We start from the raw sequence: 17,880 nt of genomic DNA on the forward strand, positions 1-17,880 counted from the left end.
TCCTGCCAGGCGCGCGCCCCGTTGCGGCAAGCGCGTCGTCGTCGGCCGCGGCCGCCGGTGTGACCTGCGGGGACGGTGGGGCGGGAGCTGTCAGATCGGGCAGGGAGAGATCCATGACCATGATGCGGGGAGCCTCCTCGCGGCGGTCCACCCGGCCCTTGAGGGCGACCACCGCGTCCTCGGCCACCCACTGGTCGACCTGCTCGTAGGTGTCCGGGAAGAACATGACCTCGATGGTGCCGTCGAGGTCCTCGAGCACCGCCTGGGCCCACGGGCGCCCTTGACGGGTGACCTTGCGCTGGACGCCGGAGAGGATGCCGGCCAGGCGGACCACGGCGCCGTCAGGGACCGTGCCCTCCTCGGCCAGCGCCGCGATGGGGCGGTCGGCGGCGGCCCGCAGGACGTGCTCGAGGCCGCGCAGCGGGTGGTCGGAGACGTAGAGGCCGAGCATCTCGCGCTCGAAGGCGAGGCGTTCGGGCTTGTCCCACTCCATGGTGGGGACGGGCGGGGCGGTCATGAGCGGGGCGCCGAACAGGTCGAACTGGCCGACAGCCTCGTTGCGCTTGACGATCGAGACCGCGTCGAGCGCGTCGGCGTGGACGCTGAGCAGGCCCCGGCGGGAGTGGCCGAGGGAGTCGAACGCGCCCGCCTTGATCAGGGACTCGATGGTCTTGCGGTTGCACACGACCTGGTCGACCTTGGCCAGGAAGTCGTAGAAGTCGGCGAAGCGGCCCTTCTCGCGGCGGGCCCGGACGATGGCCTCCACCGCGGCGGCGCCGACGTTGCGCACGGCGCCGAGGCCGAAGCGGATGTCGGTGCCGTCGGCGGCGAAGCGGCCCTTGGAGGCGTTGACGTCGGGCGGCAGCACGTGGATGCCCATGTGCCGGCACTCGGCGAGGTAGACGGCGGAGCGGTCCTTGTCGCCGCCGATGGAGGTGAGCAGGGCGGCCATGTATTCGGCCGGGAAGTTGGCCTTGAGGTAGGCCGTCCAGTAGGCGACGAGCCCGTAGGCGACGCTGTGGGCCTTGTTGAACGCGTAGTCGGAGAACGGCACGAGGATGTCCCACAGGGTGCGGATCGCGCCCTCCGAGTAGCCGCGCTCGCGCATGGCCGGGGCGAAGTCGGTGAACTCCTGGTCGAGGATCTCCTTCTTCTTCTTGCCCATGGCCCGCCGCAGCCGGTCGGCGGCGCCGAGCGTGTAGCCGGCGACCCGCTGGGCGATCGCCATGACCTGCTCCTGGTAGACGATCAGGCCGTAGGTGTCGCCGAGGATGTCGGCCAGGGGCTCGGCCAGCTCGGGGTGGATCGGGGTGACCGGGCGGCGGCCGTTCTTGCGGTCGGCGTATTCGTTGTGGGCGTTCGCCGCGATGGGCCCGGGCCGGTAGAGCGCACCGACCGCCGACACGTCGGCGAAGCTGTCCGGGGCCATCGAGCGCAGCAGGTGCCGGACCGGCGTGGCCTCGAACTGGAAGACGCCGAGCGTGTCGCCCCGGGACAGCAGCGCATAGGTCGGGGCGTCGTCGAGCGGCGCGTCCTCGATGACGACCTCGCGGCGGCGGTTGTCGCGGATCGCGTCGAGGGCGTCGTCGATGATCGTGAGGTTGCGCAGGCCGAGGAAGTCCATCTTGAGCAGGCCCATGTCCTCGCACGCGCCCATGTCCCACTGGGTGATGATCGCGCCGTCCTGCTCCCGCTTCTGGATCGGCAGGACGTCGATCAGCGGCTCCCGCGACAGGATCACCCCGGCCGCGTGGACGCCCCACTGCCGCTTGAGCCCCTCCAGGCCGCGGGCGGTGTCGACGACGGTGCGCACCTCGGGCTCGGACTCGTAGAGCCGGCGCAGCTCACCGCCCTCCTTGAACCGGGGGTGCGCCGGGTCGAACACGCCGGACAGGGGCATGTCACGGCCGAGCACCGGCGGCGGCACCGCCTTGCTGATCCGCTCACCGAGGGAGAACGGGAAGCCCAGCACGCGGGCGGCGTCCTTGATCGCCGCCTTGGCCTTGATGGTGCCGTAGGTGATGATCTGGGAGACGCGGTCCTCGCCGTATTGCTCGGTGGCGTAGCGGATCATCTCGCCCCGCCGGCGCTCGTCGAAGTCCATGTCGATGTCGGGCATGCTCGGCCGCTCGGGGTTGAGGAACCGCTCGAAGAGCAGCCCGTGCGCGAGCGGGTCGAGCTCGGTGATGCCCAGCGCGTAGGCGACAAGGGAGCCGGCCGCCGACCCGCGGCCCGGGCCGACCCGGATGCCCTGCGCGTGGGCGTGGGCGACGAGGTCGGCGACGACCAGGAAGTAGCCGGCGAGGTCGGCCCCGAGGATCACCGACAGCTCGTAGGCGGCCTGGTTGGCGTGGGCCTCGGAGACGCCGTGCGGGAAGCGCCGGGCCAGGCCGCGCTCGACCTCGGCCCGCAGGACGGCGTCCTCGGTGGTGCCGGGCGGCACCGGGAAGGTGGGCATCAGGCTGCGGTGGGCGAAGACGTCCGCGTAGTCGCCGATCCGCTCGGCCACGGCCAGGGTGTTGTCGCAGGCGCCGGGGACCTCGGCGTCCCAGATCCGCCGCATCTCCGCGGCCGACTTGAGGTAGAAGTCGCGGGCGTCGAACTTGAACCGCTTCGGGTCGGCCAGGGTGGTCGCGGACTGCACGGCGAGCAGCGCCTCGTGGGCGTCGGCGTCACCGGCGAAGGTGTAGTGCAGGTCGTTGGTCGCGATCGGGGCGAGCCCGAGCCGGCGCCCGAGGCGCAGCAGGTCGGCCCGGACCCGGGTCTCGATCTGCAGGCCGTGGTCCATCAGCTCCAGGTAGAGGTTGCCGGGGCCGAAGATGTCGAGCAGCTCGCCCGCGGCCCGGCAGGCCCGCTCGAAGTCGCCGATGCGCAGCCAGGTCTGGACCTCGCCGGACGGGCAGCCGGTGGTGGCGATGAGCCCGGGCGCGTATTCGGCGAGCAGTTCGCGGTCGGCGCGCGGCTTGTAGAAGTATCCCTCCGTGCTGGCCCGTGAGGTGAGGCGGAACAGGTTGCGCAGGCCGGTGGCGTCGGCCGCCAGCAGCGTGAGGTGGGTGTAGGCGCCGCCGCCGGAGACGTCGTTCTCGCCGCCGTCGGCCCAGCGGACCCGGGTGCGGTCGCCGCGGTGCGTGCCCGGCGTCAGGTATGCCTCGACGCCGATGATCGGCTTGATTCCGGCCCTGATCGCCTGGTGGTAGAAGTCGTGGGCGCCGAACATGTTGCCGTGGTCGGTCATGGCCAGCGCGGGCTGGCCGAGCCGGGCAGCCTCCGCAAACAGCGGGCCGAGGCGCGCGGCCCCGTCGAGCATCGAATACTCGGTATGAACGTGCAGATGAACGAAGCCCACGGCAGCGACGCTACTCGGGGGGTACGACAGAAAATCAAGTTTGCCGGGGCCGCTTCCCTCCCGCCCGGGCAGTCCCCCGCACGGCGTCATACGTCCACCTATCGTGAAGCCGACTGCACCACGGAACGGGATTATCAGCGACACTGCTCGGCATGATCGACCGTCGTCGGCTGACCGCGCTCCTCGACCGCGAACGTGCCTTCTTCACCGAACGCCACCCGCAGTCGGCGGCCGAGTATGCGCGGGCCGGAAACCTGTTCGGCCGGGTGCCGATGACCTGGATGAACAAGTCGGCCGCCGGCTTCCCGCTGTACCTCGCGCAGGCCCGCGGCGCCCGGGTGACCGACGTGGACGGGCACGAGTACGTCGACTTCTGCCTCGGCGACAGCGCGGCGATGGCCGGGCACTCCCCCGCCCCCGTGGTCGCGGCCGTGCGGGAGCGGTTCGGCGAGCTCGGCGGGGCCGGCGCGATGCTGCCGACGTCGGACGCGGCCTGGGTCGGGGCCGAGCTTACCCGGCGCTTCGGGGTGTCGCGGTGGAGCTTCGCGCTGAGCGCCACCGACGCCAACCGCTGGGCGATCCGGCTGCTGCGGGCGGTGACGGGGCGGCCGCGGATCCTGTTCAACGCGTACTGCTACCACGGGTCGGTCGACGAGTCGCTCATCGTGACGTCGCCGCACGGGCCGCGCAGCCGCGAGGGGAACGTTGGCGCGCCTGTCGACGTGACCGCGACCAGCCGGGTCGCCGAGTTCAACGACGTCTACGGGCTGGAGCGGGAGCTCGCCCACGGTGACGTGGCCGCGGTGGTCATGGAGCCGGCGATGACAAACGTCGGCATCGTGCTGCCGCGGCCCGGATATCTGGAGGCGGTGCGGGAGCTGACCCGGCGGTACGGCACGTATCTGGTCAACGACGAGACGCACACGTTCTCGGCCGGGCCGGGCGGCGCGACAGGTCTGTGGGGACTGGAGCCGGACGTGGTGACCATCGGCAAGGCGATAGGCGGTGGGATCCCGGCGGCCGCGTACGGTCTGTCCGAGGAGATCGCACAGCGAGTACAGACGATGCAGCATTTGGATCTGGTGGATATGGGCGGGGTCGGGGGGACGCTCGCCGGCAACGCGCTGTCCATCGCCGCGACCCGGGCCACGCTCGAGCACGTGCTGACGACCGCGGCATATACGCACATGTCGGAGCTGGCGAAGGCGTTCAAGGTCGGCGTCGAGGCGGTCATCGAGGAGTTCGACCTGCCGTGGTCGGTGAACCGGCTGGGGGCCCGGGTCGAGTACCGGTTCGCGGCGCCCGCACCGACGAGCGGTACCGAGTCGGCGCAGGCCGCGGACCCGGACCTCGAGGACTACCTGCACGTCTATCTGGCGAACCGGGGCATTCTGCTCACGCCGTTCCACAACATGGCCCTGATGTGCCCGGACACGACCGAGGAGCAGGTCGCCGAGCACTCCAGGGTCTTCCGTTACGCGATCGAGGAGCTCAGCGGGCGAACGGGTCCATCATGACGGCGGCCGCCTTGAGCCAGGCCCGCTTCGTCGCGGCGGCCAGCATCGGGTATTCGATGTTGGAGCCGCTCTCCAGCGCCGGGTCGTAGGGCACCACGACGACGGCCCGGGTCCGGGTGCGGAAGTGCCCGGCCAGGTCGTCGATGAGCGGGGTCGGGTTGGGCGTCGGGCAGGACAGCAGCGTGACCGCGTTGGCGACCAGCTCCTCCATCCCGGCCTCGTCGAGCAGGTCGAGCATCCAGTCGGCGGTGAACGCGGCGTCCTCGCGGGGCACGCTCGTGACCACGAGCTGGTCGGCGGCCTGCAGGACGGTCTGCCAGTTGGGGCTCTCGACGTTGTTGCCGGTGTCGACGCAGATCACGTCGTGGGTGCGGCGCAGCAGCTCCAGCACGCGGCGCACCGTGTGCGGGTCGAGGCGCTGGGCGAAGCGGGGGTTCTCCTCACCGGCGAGCACGTCGTAGGAGCCGTCGGAGGCGTGGCGCAGGTAGTCGTCGAGCATGTCGTACAGGTCGTAGCCGGTCGCGTGCTCGACGCGCACGAGGTCGGCGATCAGGTGCCGGATCGTGCGGGCGTGCCGGGCGCTGCCGGCCCGCAGGCCGAGCGTGCCGCGCAGCTCGTTGTCGTCCCAGGCGATGACGCCCTTGCCGCGGACGCTGCCGATGGTGGCGGCGGTCAGCACGGTCGCGGTCGTCTTGTGGACGCCGCCCTTGGGGTTGGCGAAGGCCAGCACCTTCGGGCTGGGGATCTCCTGGCGCAGGATCTGCGCGAGCTGCTCGGTCGGGTCGGGCTGGGCGGCCTGATATTCGACGCTCGGCGCGCGCCGCGCGGACCGGGGGGTGCGGGGCGGGGCGTCGTCGTATGGGCGAGTGCCGTTGCTGGGAGGCATTGGTTCGTCATCGTAGGGCCGATCGGGCGCGTATGGGGCCGTGGGGCGCCCGAAGCGGCCGTCGTAATCCAGATCACCCGGGCTCGACCGGCCGAGCAGCGCCCGGTCCAGCAGCGAGCGCCAGCGAGGAGCCGGGTCCGCTGACCTGTCCTCCCACCTGGCATCCGCTTCAGCCACTCCCGGCCCTCCCTCTGTGCGCACCTGCCGACCACCCGTACCCCAGGCTACGGACCGAACGGTATTCGGACCACACCTGCGTGCCCATCCCCTGCATCAACTGCACGACAGGCCGTACGGATATCGCCTCAGGAGGGTTCGGGGGACGCGACGACGGTTCCGGCGCCCTCGCTCACCGGCTCGGCGACGGTGGTCTGCTCCGGCAACGGCGGCATGAACACCGTGCGATCGAGGCGTTGCAGCTCGGTGATGGGGTCGACGACCCGGGTCTCCGGCCGGGCCGCGACCGCGCGCAGGGCCACGGGCGACGCGTAGACGACGGCGGCGTAGACGCACGAGCAGTGCTCGCGGTATGCGGTGGCCTCCTGGTCGGCGACGATGGAGCCGGAGAGGTACAGCTGGCGGTTGTCGTCGGGGATGCCGTCGTTGCGTCCCAGCAGGTCGCGGTAGTGCTGGGCCTCCTCGGTCTTGCGCTGCGCCGTCTCGTCCATGGCCAGGATCACGTCGTCGGGCAGCCGGTAGGCCCCGAGCCGCACCAGCTCGGTCTGCGTGCCCGGCAGCGGCACCCGCGCGAACACGCTCGACACCGAGACGTCCGCGAGCACCGGCGTGAGCCGCTCGGGGCCCAGGTAGGCCGTGAACGACACCAGCGCGTAGACCGGGGCGTCCCCGGGCAGCGCGCCCAGCTCGTCCTTCCCGGCCTGGATGTAGCCGGGAATGGAGGCGCCCTCGGCCACGCCAACCCGCAGGACGTCACCGAGCGAAGGGTCGCTGCGCGGCCTTTCGTTGCGGTGTACCGCGAGCAGTGTCGCCGTCACCGCGACGACGCCGACGACGACGGTGAAGACGCGCAGTCGCTGGGCACCCCGGAAGATCCGGGCGAGGACGTTGCCGACCGGCGGCAGGAGCCGCTGGTCGAGCTGCTGGAGCTGCTTCATCGCTCCACGAGGGTCGCACAGGCGGTACCGGCGACCGGCATTGGGTCTTGACATGAACCCAGCGAAGGATTTCTATCAGTCAAGTTAACTAATAGAAACAGGAGGGTCCATGCGCATCCGCACCATCGGAGCCGCCGCAGTCGCGCTCGCCGCCGCCGGGGTCGGCCTCGCGGTCACCGCTCCGGCCCAGGCCGCGACCGCGATCCCGGCCCACGTCTTCGCTCCGTACTTCGAGGCGTACAACGGCGACAGCCTCAGCGGGCTCTCCCAGCAGTCCGGCGCGAAGTACCTGACCATGGCCTTCATCCAGACCGCGAGCCCCGGTTCGTGCACCGTGTACTGGAACGGCGACACCGGCCTGCCGATCGCCGGCTCCTCGTTCGGCAGCGACATCGCCGCGATCCGGGCCCGCGGCGGCGACGTGATCCCCTCGTTCGGGGGCTACGCGGCCGACAACGGCGGGACCGAGATCGCCGACGGCTGCACCGACGTCAACCAGATCGCGGGCCAGTTCGAGAAGGTCATCACCACCTACGACGTGACCCGCATCGACCTGGACGTCGAGGACAACTCGCTCACCAACACGGCCGGCATCGACCGGCGCAACAAGGCGATAAAGCTCGTCGAGGACTGGGCCGCGGCCAACGGCCGGACCATCCAGTTCGTCTACACGCTGCCCACGACGACGGCCGGCCTGGCCGACAGCGGGCTGGCGGTGCTGCGCAGCGCCGTGGCCAACAACGCGCGGGTCGACATCGTCAACCAGATGACCTTCGACTACTACGACAACCAGCCCCACCAGATGGCCAACGACACCAAGAGCGCGTCGAACGGCCTGCATTCACAACTGCAGCAGTTGTACCCGTCCAAGACCAGCCAGCAGCTGTGGAGCATGATCGGCGTCACCGAGATGGTCGGCATCGACGACTTCGGCGCGGCGGAGACGTTCACCGTGGCCGACGCGAAGGCCGTCTACTCCTGGGCGAGTCAGCAGGGCATCGCCGAGCTGTCCTTCTGGGCCCTCCAGCGCGACAACGGCGGCTGCCCCGGCACGGGCGGCTCCGACACCTGCTCCGGCATCTCCCAGGGCACGTGGGACTTCTCGCACATCTTCGCGCCGTTCACCAGCGGCGGCGGCAACCCCGGCTCGCCCACGCCGACGAAGAGCACATCACCGAGCTCGTCCCGGAGCCCAAGCGCGTCGCCGAGCCCTTCGCGGAGCACGGGCCAGGGCCTCGCCAACGGCAACTTCGAGGCCGGCCTGGCCCCGTGGACCGGCGGCCTGTGCAGCGTCGTGAGCACGCCCGTCCACGGCGGGACCAAGGCCCTGAAGGCGGCCGCGTCCAGCTCCGACAACGCGCAGTGCAGCCAGACGGTGGCGGTCCAGGCCAACCGGACGTACACCCTTGCCGCCTGGGTCCAGGGCGGCTACGCCTTCCTGGGCGCCACCACCGGGGCCGGCGACACCAGCACCTGGACGGCCGGCGGCTCCTCCTGGACCAAGCTGACGGTCACGGTGAGCACCGGCAGCTCCACCTCGATCAAGGTCTGGATCCACGGTTGGTACGGCACCGGCACCGTCTACGCCGACGACGTGACACTGGTCTGAGGCCGATCCCGGCTTACGCGGCGGCGCTCAGGACCTCGAGCGCCGCCGCCAGGTCGGGCGGGTAGTCGCTGACGAACGAGACGTACTCGTCGGTGCGCGGGTGCATGAAGCCGAGCTCGCGGGCGTGCAGCCACTGGCGGGACAGCCCCAGCCGCGCCGCGAGGGTGGGGTCGGCGCCGTAGGTCAGGTCCCCGACGCACGGGTGGCGCAGGGCCGAGAAGTGGACCCGGATCTGGTGGGTCCGGCCGGTCTCCAGCTTGACGTCCAGGAGGCTCGCGGCCGGGAACGCCTCGATGGTGTCGTAGTGGGTGATGCTCGGCCGCCCGCCGGAGACCACGGCGAACTTGTAGTCGTGGCTCGGGTGGCGGTCGATCGGGGCGTCGATGGTGCCGCGCAGCGGGTCCGGGTGGCCCTGGACCACCGCGTGGTAGCGCTTCTCGACCTCGCGGGCCTTGAAGGCGCGCTTCAGGGCGGAGTAGGCCAGCTCGCTCTTCGCCACGACCATCAGGCCGGTCGTGCCCACGTCCAGGCGGTGCACCACGCCCTGGCGCTCGGCGGCGCCGCTCGTGGCCACCGTCTGGCCCATGGCCGCCAAGCCGCCGATGACCGTCGGACCGGTCCAGCCGGGGCTCGGGTGGGCGGCCACACCGACGGGCTTGTTGACCACGACGATGTCCTCGTCGCTGTAGACGATCACCATCCCGTCGACCGGGACCGCCTCGATCGCCACCGCGGCCGGCTGGGCCGGCAGCGTCACCTCGAGCCAGGCCCCGGCCTTGACCTTGTCCGACTTCGCCCGCACCGCGCCGTCGACGCAGACGTCCCCGGCCTCGACCAGGTCGGCCGCGGCGGTCCGGCTGAAGCCGAAGAGCCGGGTCAGCGCCTGGTCGAGGCGGGTGCCGTCAAGCCCGTCGGGCACGGGCAGCGAGCGGACCTCACGCATCGCGCTTGACCCGGGTGCCGTCGCGCCGGCGGCCCGTGAACTCCAGCAGGATCGCCAGGGTCACGCCGACCGTCAGGGCCGAGTCGGCGATGTTGAACACCGGGAAGTGCCCGCCGTGGTCGTCGAGGAAGCTGAACATGTCGACCACGTGCCCCTGGAACGGGCCCGGCGCCCGGAAGAGCCGGTCGCCGAGGTTGCCGGCCGCCCCGCCCAGGACCAGGCCCAGCGCGACCGCCCAGGCGGCCGAGAAGGTGCCCTTGATCATCCAGAACAGCCAGCCGATCACGCCGATCGCGATCAGCGGGAAGATCCACGTCTGGTCGCGCAGCATGCTGAACGCGGCCCCGCTGTTGCGCGTGTAGATCACGTAGATGAGGCCGCCGAGCAGCTTCACCGGCTCGCCGTGGGCGACGGTCGAGGTCGTCCACTGCTTCACGGCCACGTCGATCGCGATGATCGCGAGGCCGACGAGGCCGAAGACCGACCACGCCCGCGTCCGCGCGCCGGGGGGAGGCGGCGGCGGGGGCGCGGTCGTGTCATCCACCGGGTCGCTCCGGTCCTGGATGGGCTCGTGAGTGGTCAGCGCCGCTCCTCCAACTGCTTGCAGGTGACGCAGAGCGTAGCGGACGGGAATGCGGCCAGCCGCTCGACCGGGATGGCGTTGCCGCACTTCTCACACCAGCCGTAGCCGCCCTCGTCGAGCCGTTCGAGGGCCCGCTCGACCTGCACGATGCGGTCGGCCAGGTTGTTGGCGATCGTGATCTCCTGCTCCCGCTCACCCGTCTTGGTGCCGGTGTCGGCCTGGTCGTCGCCGGCGGAGTCGGTGAGCCGGTGCTGCTGCAGCTCGTGGATCTCCAGCAGCGTCTGGTCGTGTTCGGTCTTGAGCTCGTCGCGCCGCTCGATCAGCGCCAGCCGGATCTTCTCCGTCTCGGCTGCCGTGCGCGTGCCACGGGCGGGCTTCGCCGTAGCGGTCTTGGCCGCGGTGGTCTTCGGTTCTGCGGTCTTGGCCATCGTGGCTCCCTCGGCCGCACGGGCGGCGGTTGACGTCGTCGGCGCTTTCGTGGTGCTGGTCGCGGCATTTGCCGCCTTTGTCGCCCGGGACGATGTCCCGGCTTGCCGAGAGGCCGGTTTCTGTGCTGTTGTCACAGTGGTATCTCCCGTCACATCGGCGGTCGTACCCTGCCTGGCACCGCTCGCTGACCGGCCCTTCGGCCCGGCATCAGCCCGCTCGGCCATGGCTCCCCCAGATGCAAAATGGGCGCGCGACGCGCGGTCGCGCACTCCAGTGGCTGGCAAGAATACGGAATGTACACGCGTCCGACAAACACGCCACACGTATTCGGACCAATTTGACCAGTTATTGGCGCCGATCATCGCCATGTTCGGCAAACCAGCGGGCCAGTCTTCCGCGCCTGCTCACCGCCCGCAGCCGTTGCTCCGCGGCGTCGCGCACCTGCTCAGTGGTGACGATCAGGAGGCTGTCGCGGGTCTTCAGGCGGGTCTCCGGCACCGGCACGAACGCACCGCCATCGCGCAACACCAGCGTCACGACCGCACCGAGAGGCAATCGTAACTCGTCCACGTGCACGCCGTTGAGCTTCGAGCCGTCCGGCACCTCGACCTGCAACAGGTCGGCCCCCATCCGCTCCAGCGGGGCCGCCTCCACCTGCAGGTCGGTGGGCTCCGCGGGCGCGGTGACCCCCAGCCGCCGGGCCACCGGGGGCAGCGACATGCCCTGGACCGCCGTGTAGATGACCACCAGCACGAAGACGACGTTGAACAGGTCCTGCGCGCCGGGGAGCCCGGCCGAGAGCGGGATCGTGGCCAACACGACCGGCACCGCCCCGCGCAGCCCGGCCCAGGACAGGAACGCCTGGTCGCGCCAGCCCGGGCCGCTCTCGGTGAGCAGGAACGGGGCGCTGCTGACCAGCACCGACAGCGGCCGGGCGACGAGCACCAGGACCAGGCCGACGACCAGCGCGGTGATCACGGCCCCGCCGAGCGCCTTGGGCGAGGCGAGCAGGCCCAGGAGCACGAACAGGCCGATCTGGGCGAGCCAGGCCAGCCCATCGGCGAAGCCGAGCATGGCCCGCCGGTGCGGCAGGCGGGCGTTGCCGAGGATCACCCCTGTGACGTACACGGCGAGGAACCCCGAGGCGTGGGCCACCGACCCGGCCGCGTAGGCCAGGACGGTCAGGCCGATCGCGGCGAGCGGGTAGAGCCCGGCCGAGGGCAGCGCGGCCCGGCGCAGGGCCCAGGCGCCGCCGAACCCGATCACCAGCCCGACCGCGGCCCCGGTGACGAGTTCGTAGGCGACCAGGCCCAGCTGCTGATACCACGGGTGCTGGCCGGTGAGCGGCGCGGAGAGCAGCACGACCAGGATGACGACCGGGGCGTCGTTGATGCCCGACTCGGCCTCCAGCAGCGCGGCCAGGCGGGGCCGGACCGGCACCCGGCGCAGCGTGGAGAAGACCGCGGCCGCGTCGGTCGAGGAGAGCACGGCCCCGGTCAGCAGGGCCTGCTGCCAGCCGACGCCCAGCACGTAGTGCAGGACCGCCCCGACCACGCCGACGCTTACCACCACGCCGAGGGTGGAGAGCACGACGGCCGGGCCGAGCACGGGCCGCAGGGTCGACCAGCGGGCGGTGAGCCCGCCCTCGGCGATGATCACGACGAGCGCGCAGATGCCGAGCGTCCGGGTCAGCTCGGCGTCGGTGAACTGGATGCCGAGGCCGGCCTCGCCGATCACGAGGCCGAGCAGCAGGTAGACCAGGAGGCTGGGCAGGCCGAGGCGGACCGACAGCCGGACCGCACCTACACACACCAGCAAGACCGCCGCGCCCACCAGCAGCGCGACGTTGAGTTCGTGACTCAACGGCGACCCGCCAGCAGGTCGGCGACGCGCTCGGCGGTGTCCGCGGGCGGGTCGGCCAACTCGACCAGCTTGTCCCGGCTCGCCGCGCCGGCCTTCAGCCGCAGCGCGGAGGGGCGGACCCCGATCGCGGCGGCCAGGGCCTTGAGGGCGGCCACTGTCGCCTGCCCGTCGACGGGGCGGGCACCCACCGCGACGACCACGGCGGGCCCGTAGGGCCCGGGGTGGCTACCGCCGACCGCGGTGCGCGAGGCACCGGGCCTGACGCGGATCGCGATGGTGACCATGCCTCATTGTGAAGGTTCACCCGATCGTGGGCGATCCTCCTCCCGGCGGGAAATCCCGCCGGGTCCCACTGCCGGGTCTACCGGCGGCCGGCGAGGAGCACGTCGTTCGGCGCGCAGATGGCGCAGGGGGTGAAGCCGAGCTCGACCGCCTCGTGGGCGGGCAGCGGCTCGCTCTCGCGGCCGAGCAGGTGCGGGCAGCTCGACACGTGGTACCGCGGCCGCCCGTCGATCACCAGGACGTCGTCGTTCAGCGCGGCCACGCGGGCGAGGTCGGCCGCCGAGGACTGCTGGATCGCCGGCTCGTCGGCCGGGTCCTCGTCGTCGTACTCGTCGTCATCGTCATCGTCGTCGTCCAGCTCGGCGTGGTGGCCGGCCGCCGCGTGCTGGTCGTAGCCGCGGTTGTCGTACCCCTGCTGCCCGTACCCCTGGTCGTAGCCGCCCTGCTCGTAGGGGTCCTGGTCGGCCTGGGGCGGGTATTCGTCGTAGCGGTCACCCTGCTGCGGTATCGCGGAATCGGGCTCGTCGCGGACGGGCGCCATCATGGCCGTCTCGTCCGGCGGCACCGCGCGCCCGCCACCGCCGGTGGAGGTTCCGTAGGTGGTGCCGGTGCGCGCCCCGGCGCCGACGGCCTGGCGCTCGGAGCGGCGGTACTCCCCCGACTCCTCCAGGTCCTCGCCGCCGAGCTCGTCCGCGCCGAGGTGCGAGGCGAACGGGTCGTAGCGCTCCGAGGGCATCTGGCGCCCGGTACGTGTGGTGCGGGCGGACCGCGCGGCCGCAGCCTGGCGACCGCCGACGATCAGCGCGACAGCGGCCAGCAGGCTCGCCCCGATCGACGCCACGAGCAGGGCGTCCGATCCCTGGAGCAGGCCCAGCACAAGCAGGCCGACGGCCACCACGATCAGCAGCAGGCTTCCGACGATCACGGCCCTGTCCCTCCGAACAGCATGGTCCCGGAGGGAGCTTTCTCCGGGCGAGTGTCTCTCAGCGGGTACAACGAACGAACCCGGCGGAAGTCTCCCAGAATGACCGGAGCCCCAGCCGAATTTCGGCTGGGGCTCCGCGTGTCGCGTTGACCGGCCGCATGTTGCATGCTGGCCGGCCCGTCGCTCTGTGCTGCTGCAGTCTTACACGTCACTCATGTGGGTGCCGCGGTGCTGACCTCCGCCGGGAAGAGGGAGGGTCAGCGGCCGGCGCCCTCGTAGCCGCCCGCGAGACCGGCCGTGGCCAGGCCGCCGCCGACCGCCGGACGCGCCGCGCCCTCGCCGCGCTGCGCCATCTCGGCCTCGAGGCTCTGCTCGCGGCCCGTGAGGTCGCGCAGCTGGCTCTCCAGGTAGGCCTTGAGGCGCGTGCGGTACTCGCGCTCGAACTGCTTGAGCTCCTCGATGTGCTTCTGCAGCGCCGTGCGCTTCGCGTCCAGGCCGCCCATGGCCTCCTGGTGGCGCTGGCGGGCATCGCGCTCGAGCGCGTCGGCCTTCGCCCGCGCGTCGCGGGTGACCTCCTCGGCCTTGGTGCGGGCCTCGGAGAGCAGCTTGTCGGCCTCGCGGCGGGCGTCGGACACGTGGTCGTCGGCGGTGCGCTGGGCCATCATGAGCACGCGCAGCGCCTGCTGCTCGCCGTCACCGGCGCCACCGCCGGCCCCGCCGCCGGTCGTGCGGATCTGGTCGAGCTCCTGCTGCATGCTGCGGGCCGCCTGCTCGGCGGACGTCTTCTCGCGCTGGACGCGCTCGAACTGCGACTTGAGGTCGGCGAGCTCCGCGGCCAGACGCGGGTCGCCGCCGGCGCCGGGCGCCACACGGGCCGGGCCACCGCCGCGCTCGAGCTGCGCGCGCAGCTCGTTGTTCTCCTCGATCAGCCGGGCGAGCTCACGCTCGACCTCGTCGAGGAAGGCGTCGACCTCCTCCTCGTCGTAGCCCCGTTTACCGATGGGGGGCTTCTTGAAGGCGACGTTGTGAACGTCGGCCGGGGTCAGCGGCATCGAAACTCCTCGGGTCAGTTGCGGCCGCGTGGCCGCCGAGCGGTGCGTGTCACGAGAACGCCGCGATCAGCCGCCCTAACACGACGTACATCAGCACGAACAGGATAACCAGCAGCACAAGCGAAGACAGGTCCACGGCCACGGTACCAATACGCAGCGGACGAATCACCCGCCTCAACGCTTTGAGCGGCGGATCGGTGACGCTCCACACCACTTCCAGTGCCGCCGCGGCCCCCCGGCCGGGTTGCCAGCGACGTCCGAACTGCATGACGTAGCCCATCACAAAGCGTCCGAGGAGCGCCACCAGGAAGAGGTAGAGCAGCAGATGCACGATCTGCAAGGTGATGGACACCACGGCCGTCGAAGTCCTCGCTTCAGCTCTGGTTGAAGAACCCGCCCTCGGCGATCTTAGCTTTGTCCTCGGCGGTGACCTGGACATTTGCCGGTGAGAGCAGGAAGACGCGGTTGGTCACCCGCTCGAAGTTACCACGCAGGCCGAATACGAGTCCGGCGGCGAAGTCGACCAAACGTTTGGCGTCCGCCTCGTCCATTTCGGTGAGGTTCATGATCACGGGGACACCGTCACGGAAGTGCTCACCGATTGTGCGCGCTTCGTTATACGTCGTCGGATGGAGCGTCGTGATCGCGTAACGGCGGTCGTCGCTGTCCTCGTCGACCTGCACCCGCTCACGGACCGAGCTGGTCGGGGCGAGGGCCAGGTTGTCGCGGGTCGGGTAGCTCACTGACGTGGTCGGCCGGGTGATCGAGCGCACGGTGCTGGTGCGGCTGCTCGCGGCGCTGGACTCCAGGCGGTCGGCGGCCGAGAGCCGCTCCGAGGCGGAGAGCCGCTCGGACGTGGACAGCCGGTCGGAGCTGGACAGCCGGTCGGAGGCCGAGAGGCGCTCCGAGGCCGACAGGCGCTCCGAGGCCGTGCGGGAACGCGGCGCCGGCACCTCGTCGACCTCGTCCTCGTCGTCGAGTAGGTCGTCGCCGTACCGGTACCGATCGTCGTACCCGCGATCGTCCTCGTCCTCGACGAGACCGAGCCAGACGCCCGCCCTGCGCAGAGCACCCATACGCGCTCCTCCGTCCACCGCCATGCGGCACTTCCCCCCATTGTCCGTGCCACCGATCACGTGGTGCGACACCGCCCCGCCGGCGCAGAACCACACCCGTGTAGTTTTCTGTTCCCGCGGGTCAGGCTACCCCAGTGGGGTGCGTTTTCCGAGCAATGCGCTCCCGACACGGACGTGTGTCGAGCCGTGCTGAATCGCGGATTCGAGATCGTCGCTCATCCCCGCGGATATCCAGTCCGCGGCTGCGTCCGGGGCGGAGAATCGCTGTTGAATCCGGGCGGCGATCGCGGCCAGCCGGGCGAATGCCTCGTCCGGCTCCCAGCCCAGCGGCGCCACCGCCATGACACCGCGCAGCGCGAGCACCGGGCTGGCCGCGATGGCCTCGGCCACCTTCTCGACCTGCCCGGTCAACGCGCCGCCGCGGTGCTCGTCGTCGTCCAGGCTGACCTGCACCAGGGCGCCCAGCGCCGCGCCGCGCTCGGCCTTGACCACGGCGTCGGCCAGGGCGTCCACCAGGCGCAGGCTGTCCACGGAGTGCACGGTGTCGGCGTAACCGGCCACCGAGCGCGCCTTGTTGCGCTGGAGCCGGCCGACGAAGTGCCACCGCACCCCCGGCACGGCGGCGGCCTTGGCGGCCGCCTCCTGGTCCCGATTCTCCCCGACGTCGGTGACGCCCAGTTCGGCCAGGCGGGCCACATCATCGGCCGGGTAGGTCTTCGTGACGGCCACCAGGGTGACCGATTCCGGATCACGTCCGGCGGCGTGGCAGGCCGCGGTGATCCGCTCTCGCACGGATGCGAGATTGGCCGCGATCTGCGACGTGCGCGCGTCCACGAAAACTCCTTGAGAAATGGTCATTGGGTAGGCCGCAGCTGCGACCTACCCAATTCAACCAGAGCCTATGCAGTGATCCATCCGGCAAACCCGCTATGCCGGTTGCCGGCCATCACGCACCGTTTTTGAGGAAGTCCGGCACGTCGACATCGTCGAACAGGACCCGGCGCGGGGGCGGCGGGGCCTGGCGCTCCTGCGGGGCGGGCTCCTTGGGCTGGCTGTGCTGCGGGCCGTGCGACGTGCGCGGGGCCCGGGCCTCGACCGGCCGGTACGCCGGGGCGCCCCCGTCGAAGCCGGCCGCGATGACCGTGACCCGCACCTCGTCGCCCAGTGCGTCGTCGATGACCGCACCGAAGATGATGTTCGCGTCCGGGTGCGCGGCGTCGGTGACCAGCTGGGCGGCGTCGTTGATCTCGAACAGGCCGAGGTCGGAGCCGCCGGCGATGGAGAGCAGCACACCGCGCGCGCCGTCCATGCTCTGCTCCAGCAGCGGGCTCGAGATGGCCGACTCGGCCGCCTCGACCGCGCGGTTGTCACCGCGGGCGCTGCCGATGCCCATGAGTGCGCTGCCGGCCCCGCTCATGACGCTCTTGACGTCGGCGAAGTCGAGGTTGATCAGGCCTGGCGTGGTGATCAGGTCGGTGATGCCCTGGACACCGGAGAGCAGCACCTGGTCGGCCTGGCGGAACGCGTCCATCATGCTGATGCCGCGGTCACCGAGGGCCAGGAGCCGGTCGTTGGGGATCACGATGAGCGTGTCGCACTGGTTGCGCAGCTCCTCGATCCCGGACTCGGCCTGGACCTGCCGGCGCTTGCCCTCGAACGAGAACGGCCGGGTGACCACGCCGATGGTCAGCGCGCCGAGCTTGCGTGCGATGTTGGCCACGACCGGCGCGCCGCCGGTGCCGGTGCCGCCGCCCTCGCCACAGGTGACGAAGACCATGTCGGCGCCCTTGAGCACCTCTTCGATCTCGTCGCGGTGGTCCTCGGCCGCGTTCTTGCCGACGTCCGGGTTGGCGCCCGCGCCGAGTCCGCGCGTCAGCTCCCGGCCGACGTCGAGCTTGACGTCGGCGTCGCTCATCAGCAGTGCCTGGGCGTCGGTGTTGATCGCGATGAACTCGACGCCCTTGAGGCCAACCTCGATCATGCGATTGACGGCATTCACCCCGCCGCCGCCGATGCCGACGACCTTGATGACCGCGAGATAGTTGTGCGGATGAGTCATCGGACCACCTTTCCTTCCGAGGTTGACCAGCGCCGGTCCGGATGTTGACGTCAGCGTCGGCCAAAGCGAAACGCGTGAGGTCGAGGCCCGCAAACCCTCAACCTCTACTAGAGGCTTATAGTTATGTCAACTAATGCCTTATCGCAAGGTAAGGGCCCGACTGTCGTGATCCAAGGACCGGCTCCGGCGTGTCGG

14 protein-coding genes and 2 pseudogenes are annotated in these 17,880 nt (G+C 71.0%); 2 read left to right on the forward strand and 14 right to left on the reverse strand.

The window, feature by feature from the left end:
* Positions 1-67 precede the first annotated feature (67 nt).
* Positions 68-3,307: pseudogene (gene dnaE / locus Dvina_RS44080) on the reverse strand (DNA polymerase III subunit alpha); the annotation flags it as partial.
* A gap of 191 nt (positions 3,308-3,498) precedes the next feature.
* On the opposite strand from dnaE, the gene Dvina_RS44085 reads away from it, so the two are divergent.
* Positions 3,499-4,863 carry a transaminase gene (locus tag Dvina_RS44085; RefSeq protein ID WP_223096931.1) on the forward strand — a complete coding sequence of 455 codons (1,365 nt, stop codon included), beginning with the start codon at positions 3,499-3,501 and terminating at the stop codon, positions 4,861-4,863.
* Here the strand turns inward: Dvina_RS44085 and Dvina_RS44090 are convergent.
* Positions 4,838-5,629, reverse strand: a pseudogene (locus tag Dvina_RS44090) (MinD/ParA family ATP-binding protein); the annotation flags it as partial. The gene Dvina_RS44085 and the pseudogene Dvina_RS44090 overlap by 26 nt on opposite strands.
* Before the next feature lie 425 nt (positions 5,630-6,054).
* The gene (locus Dvina_RS44095; RefSeq protein ID WP_223096942.1) at positions 6,055-6,864 is read right to left on the reverse strand and encodes a hypothetical protein; all 810 of its coding nucleotides are present in this window, start codon (positions 6,862-6,864) and stop codon (positions 6,055-6,057) included.
* A 109-nt stretch (positions 6,865-6,973) separates the two neighbouring features.
* Between Dvina_RS44095 and Dvina_RS44100 the strand changes: the two genes are divergently transcribed.
* Positions 6,974-8,473 (forward strand): carbohydrate binding domain-containing protein, encoded by a 1,500-nt coding sequence (locus Dvina_RS44100; protein WP_223096944.1) that lies wholly within the window; start codon positions 6,974-6,976, stop codon positions 8,471-8,473.
* Between the two features lie 13 nt (positions 8,474-8,486).
* Here Dvina_RS44100 and Dvina_RS44105 read toward each other — a convergent pair whose 3' ends face one another.
* From Dvina_RS44105 to ftsZ, 11 genes are all read right to left on the reverse strand, one after another.
* Complete coding sequence (locus tag Dvina_RS44105) at positions 8,487-9,416, reverse strand: RluA family pseudouridine synthase (RefSeq protein ID WP_223096946.1); 930 nt, start codon at positions 9,414-9,416, stop codon at positions 8,487-8,489.
* Positions 9,409-9,960, reverse strand: a complete 552-nt coding sequence (gene lspA / locus Dvina_RS44110) for a signal peptidase II (protein ID WP_223096947.1) — start codon at positions 9,958-9,960, stop codon at positions 9,409-9,411. The genes Dvina_RS44105 and lspA overlap by 8 nt, the downstream gene beginning before the upstream one ends.
* 35 nt (positions 9,961-9,995) lie before the next feature.
* Positions 9,996-10,427: a TraR/DksA family transcriptional regulator gene (locus tag Dvina_RS44115; protein ID WP_223096949.1), complete on the reverse strand. Its 432-nt coding sequence runs from the start codon at positions 10,425-10,427 to the stop codon at positions 9,996-9,998.
* 346 nt (positions 10,428-10,773) lie between these two features.
* Positions 10,774-12,291, reverse strand: a complete 1,518-nt coding sequence (locus Dvina_RS44120) for a potassium/proton antiporter (protein ID WP_223096951.1) — start codon at positions 12,289-12,291, stop codon at positions 10,774-10,776.
* Entirely contained in the window at positions 12,288-12,575 is a 288-nt protein-coding gene (locus Dvina_RS44125) for a DUF167 domain-containing protein (RefSeq protein ID WP_223096953.1), read from the reverse strand. Before Dvina_RS44125 ends, Dvina_RS44120 begins: the two co-directional genes overlap by 4 nt.
* 77 nt (positions 12,576-12,652) lie before the next feature.
* Complete coding sequence (locus Dvina_RS44130) at positions 12,653-13,309, reverse strand: hypothetical protein (protein ID WP_246656664.1); 657 nt, start codon at positions 13,307-13,309, stop codon at positions 12,653-12,655.
* A 446-nt stretch (positions 13,310-13,755) separates the two neighbouring features.
* On the reverse strand, positions 13,756-14,550 hold the full coding sequence (locus tag Dvina_RS44135) for a DivIVA domain-containing protein (protein WP_223096955.1): 795 nt from the start codon (positions 14,548-14,550) through the stop codon (positions 13,756-13,758).
* A gap of 49 nt (positions 14,551-14,599) precedes the next feature.
* A complete protein-coding gene (locus Dvina_RS44140; RefSeq protein ID WP_223096957.1) occupies positions 14,600-14,905 on the reverse strand; it encodes a YggT family protein in 306 nt (101 codons plus the stop codon).
* A 19-nt stretch (positions 14,906-14,924) separates the two neighbouring features.
* The gene (locus tag Dvina_RS44145; RefSeq protein WP_223096959.1) at positions 14,925-15,626 is read right to left on the reverse strand and encodes a cell division protein SepF; all 702 of its coding nucleotides are present in this window, start codon (positions 15,624-15,626) and stop codon (positions 14,925-14,927) included.
* A 126-nt stretch (positions 15,627-15,752) separates the two neighbouring features.
* Positions 15,753-16,484 carry a YggS family pyridoxal phosphate-dependent enzyme gene (locus Dvina_RS44150; protein ID WP_223096961.1) on the reverse strand — a complete coding sequence of 244 codons (732 nt, stop codon included), beginning with the start codon at positions 16,482-16,484 and terminating at the stop codon, positions 15,753-15,755.
* Positions 16,485-16,572: 88 nt separating this feature from the next.
* A complete protein-coding gene (ftsZ, locus tag Dvina_RS44155; RefSeq protein ID WP_223096973.1) occupies positions 16,573-17,685 on the reverse strand; it encodes a cell division protein FtsZ in 1,113 nt (370 codons plus the stop codon).
* Positions 17,686-17,880: the final 195 nt, after the last annotated feature.

It is taken from the genome of Dactylosporangium vinaceum (assembly GCF_019904175.1).
Lineage (GTDB): Bacteria > Actinomycetota > Actinomycetes > Mycobacteriales > Micromonosporaceae > Dactylosporangium > Dactylosporangium vinaceum.

Bases quoted from the DNA above. Each gene is read 5' to 3' on its own strand.
- Dvina_RS44085 (WP_223096931.1), top strand. From the start codon at position 3,499: ATGATCGACCGTCGTCGGCTGACCGCGCTCCTCGACCGCGAACGTGCC.
- Dvina_RS44095 (WP_223096942.1), bottom strand. From the start codon at position 6,864: ATGAAGCAGCTCCAGCAGCTCGACCAGCGGCTCCTGCCGCCGGTCGGC.
- Dvina_RS44100 (WP_223096944.1), top strand. From the start codon at position 6,974: ATGCGCATCCGCACCATCGGAGCCGCCGCAGTCGCGCTCGCCGCCGCC.
- Dvina_RS44105 (WP_223096946.1), bottom strand. From the start codon at position 9,416: ATGCGTGAGGTCCGCTCGCTGCCCGTGCCCGACGGGCTTGACGGCACC.
- Dvina_RS44115 (WP_223096949.1), bottom strand. From the start codon at position 10,427: ATGGCCAAGACCGCAGAACCGAAGACCACCGCGGCCAAGACCGCTACG.
- Dvina_RS44125 (WP_223096953.1), bottom strand. From the start codon at position 12,575: ATGGTCACCATCGCGATCCGCGTCAGGCCCGGTGCCTCGCGCACCGCG.
- Dvina_RS44130 (WP_246656664.1), bottom strand. From the start codon at position 13,309: ATGCCCTCGGAGCGCTACGACCCGTTCGCCTCGCACCTCGGCGCGGAC.
- Dvina_RS44135 (WP_223096955.1), bottom strand. From the start codon at position 14,550: ATGCCGCTGACCCCGGCCGACGTTCACAACGTCGCCTTCAAGAAGCCC.
- Dvina_RS44145 (WP_223096959.1), bottom strand. From the start codon at position 15,626: ATGGGTGCTCTGCGCAGGGCGGGCGTCTGGCTCGGTCTCGTCGAGGAC.
- Dvina_RS44150 (WP_223096961.1), bottom strand. From the start codon at position 16,484: ATGACCATTTCTCAAGGAGTTTTCGTGGACGCGCGCACGTCGCAGATC.
- ftsZ (WP_223096973.1), bottom strand. From the start codon at position 17,685: ATGACTCATCCGCACAACTATCTCGCGGTCATCAAGGTCGTCGGCATC.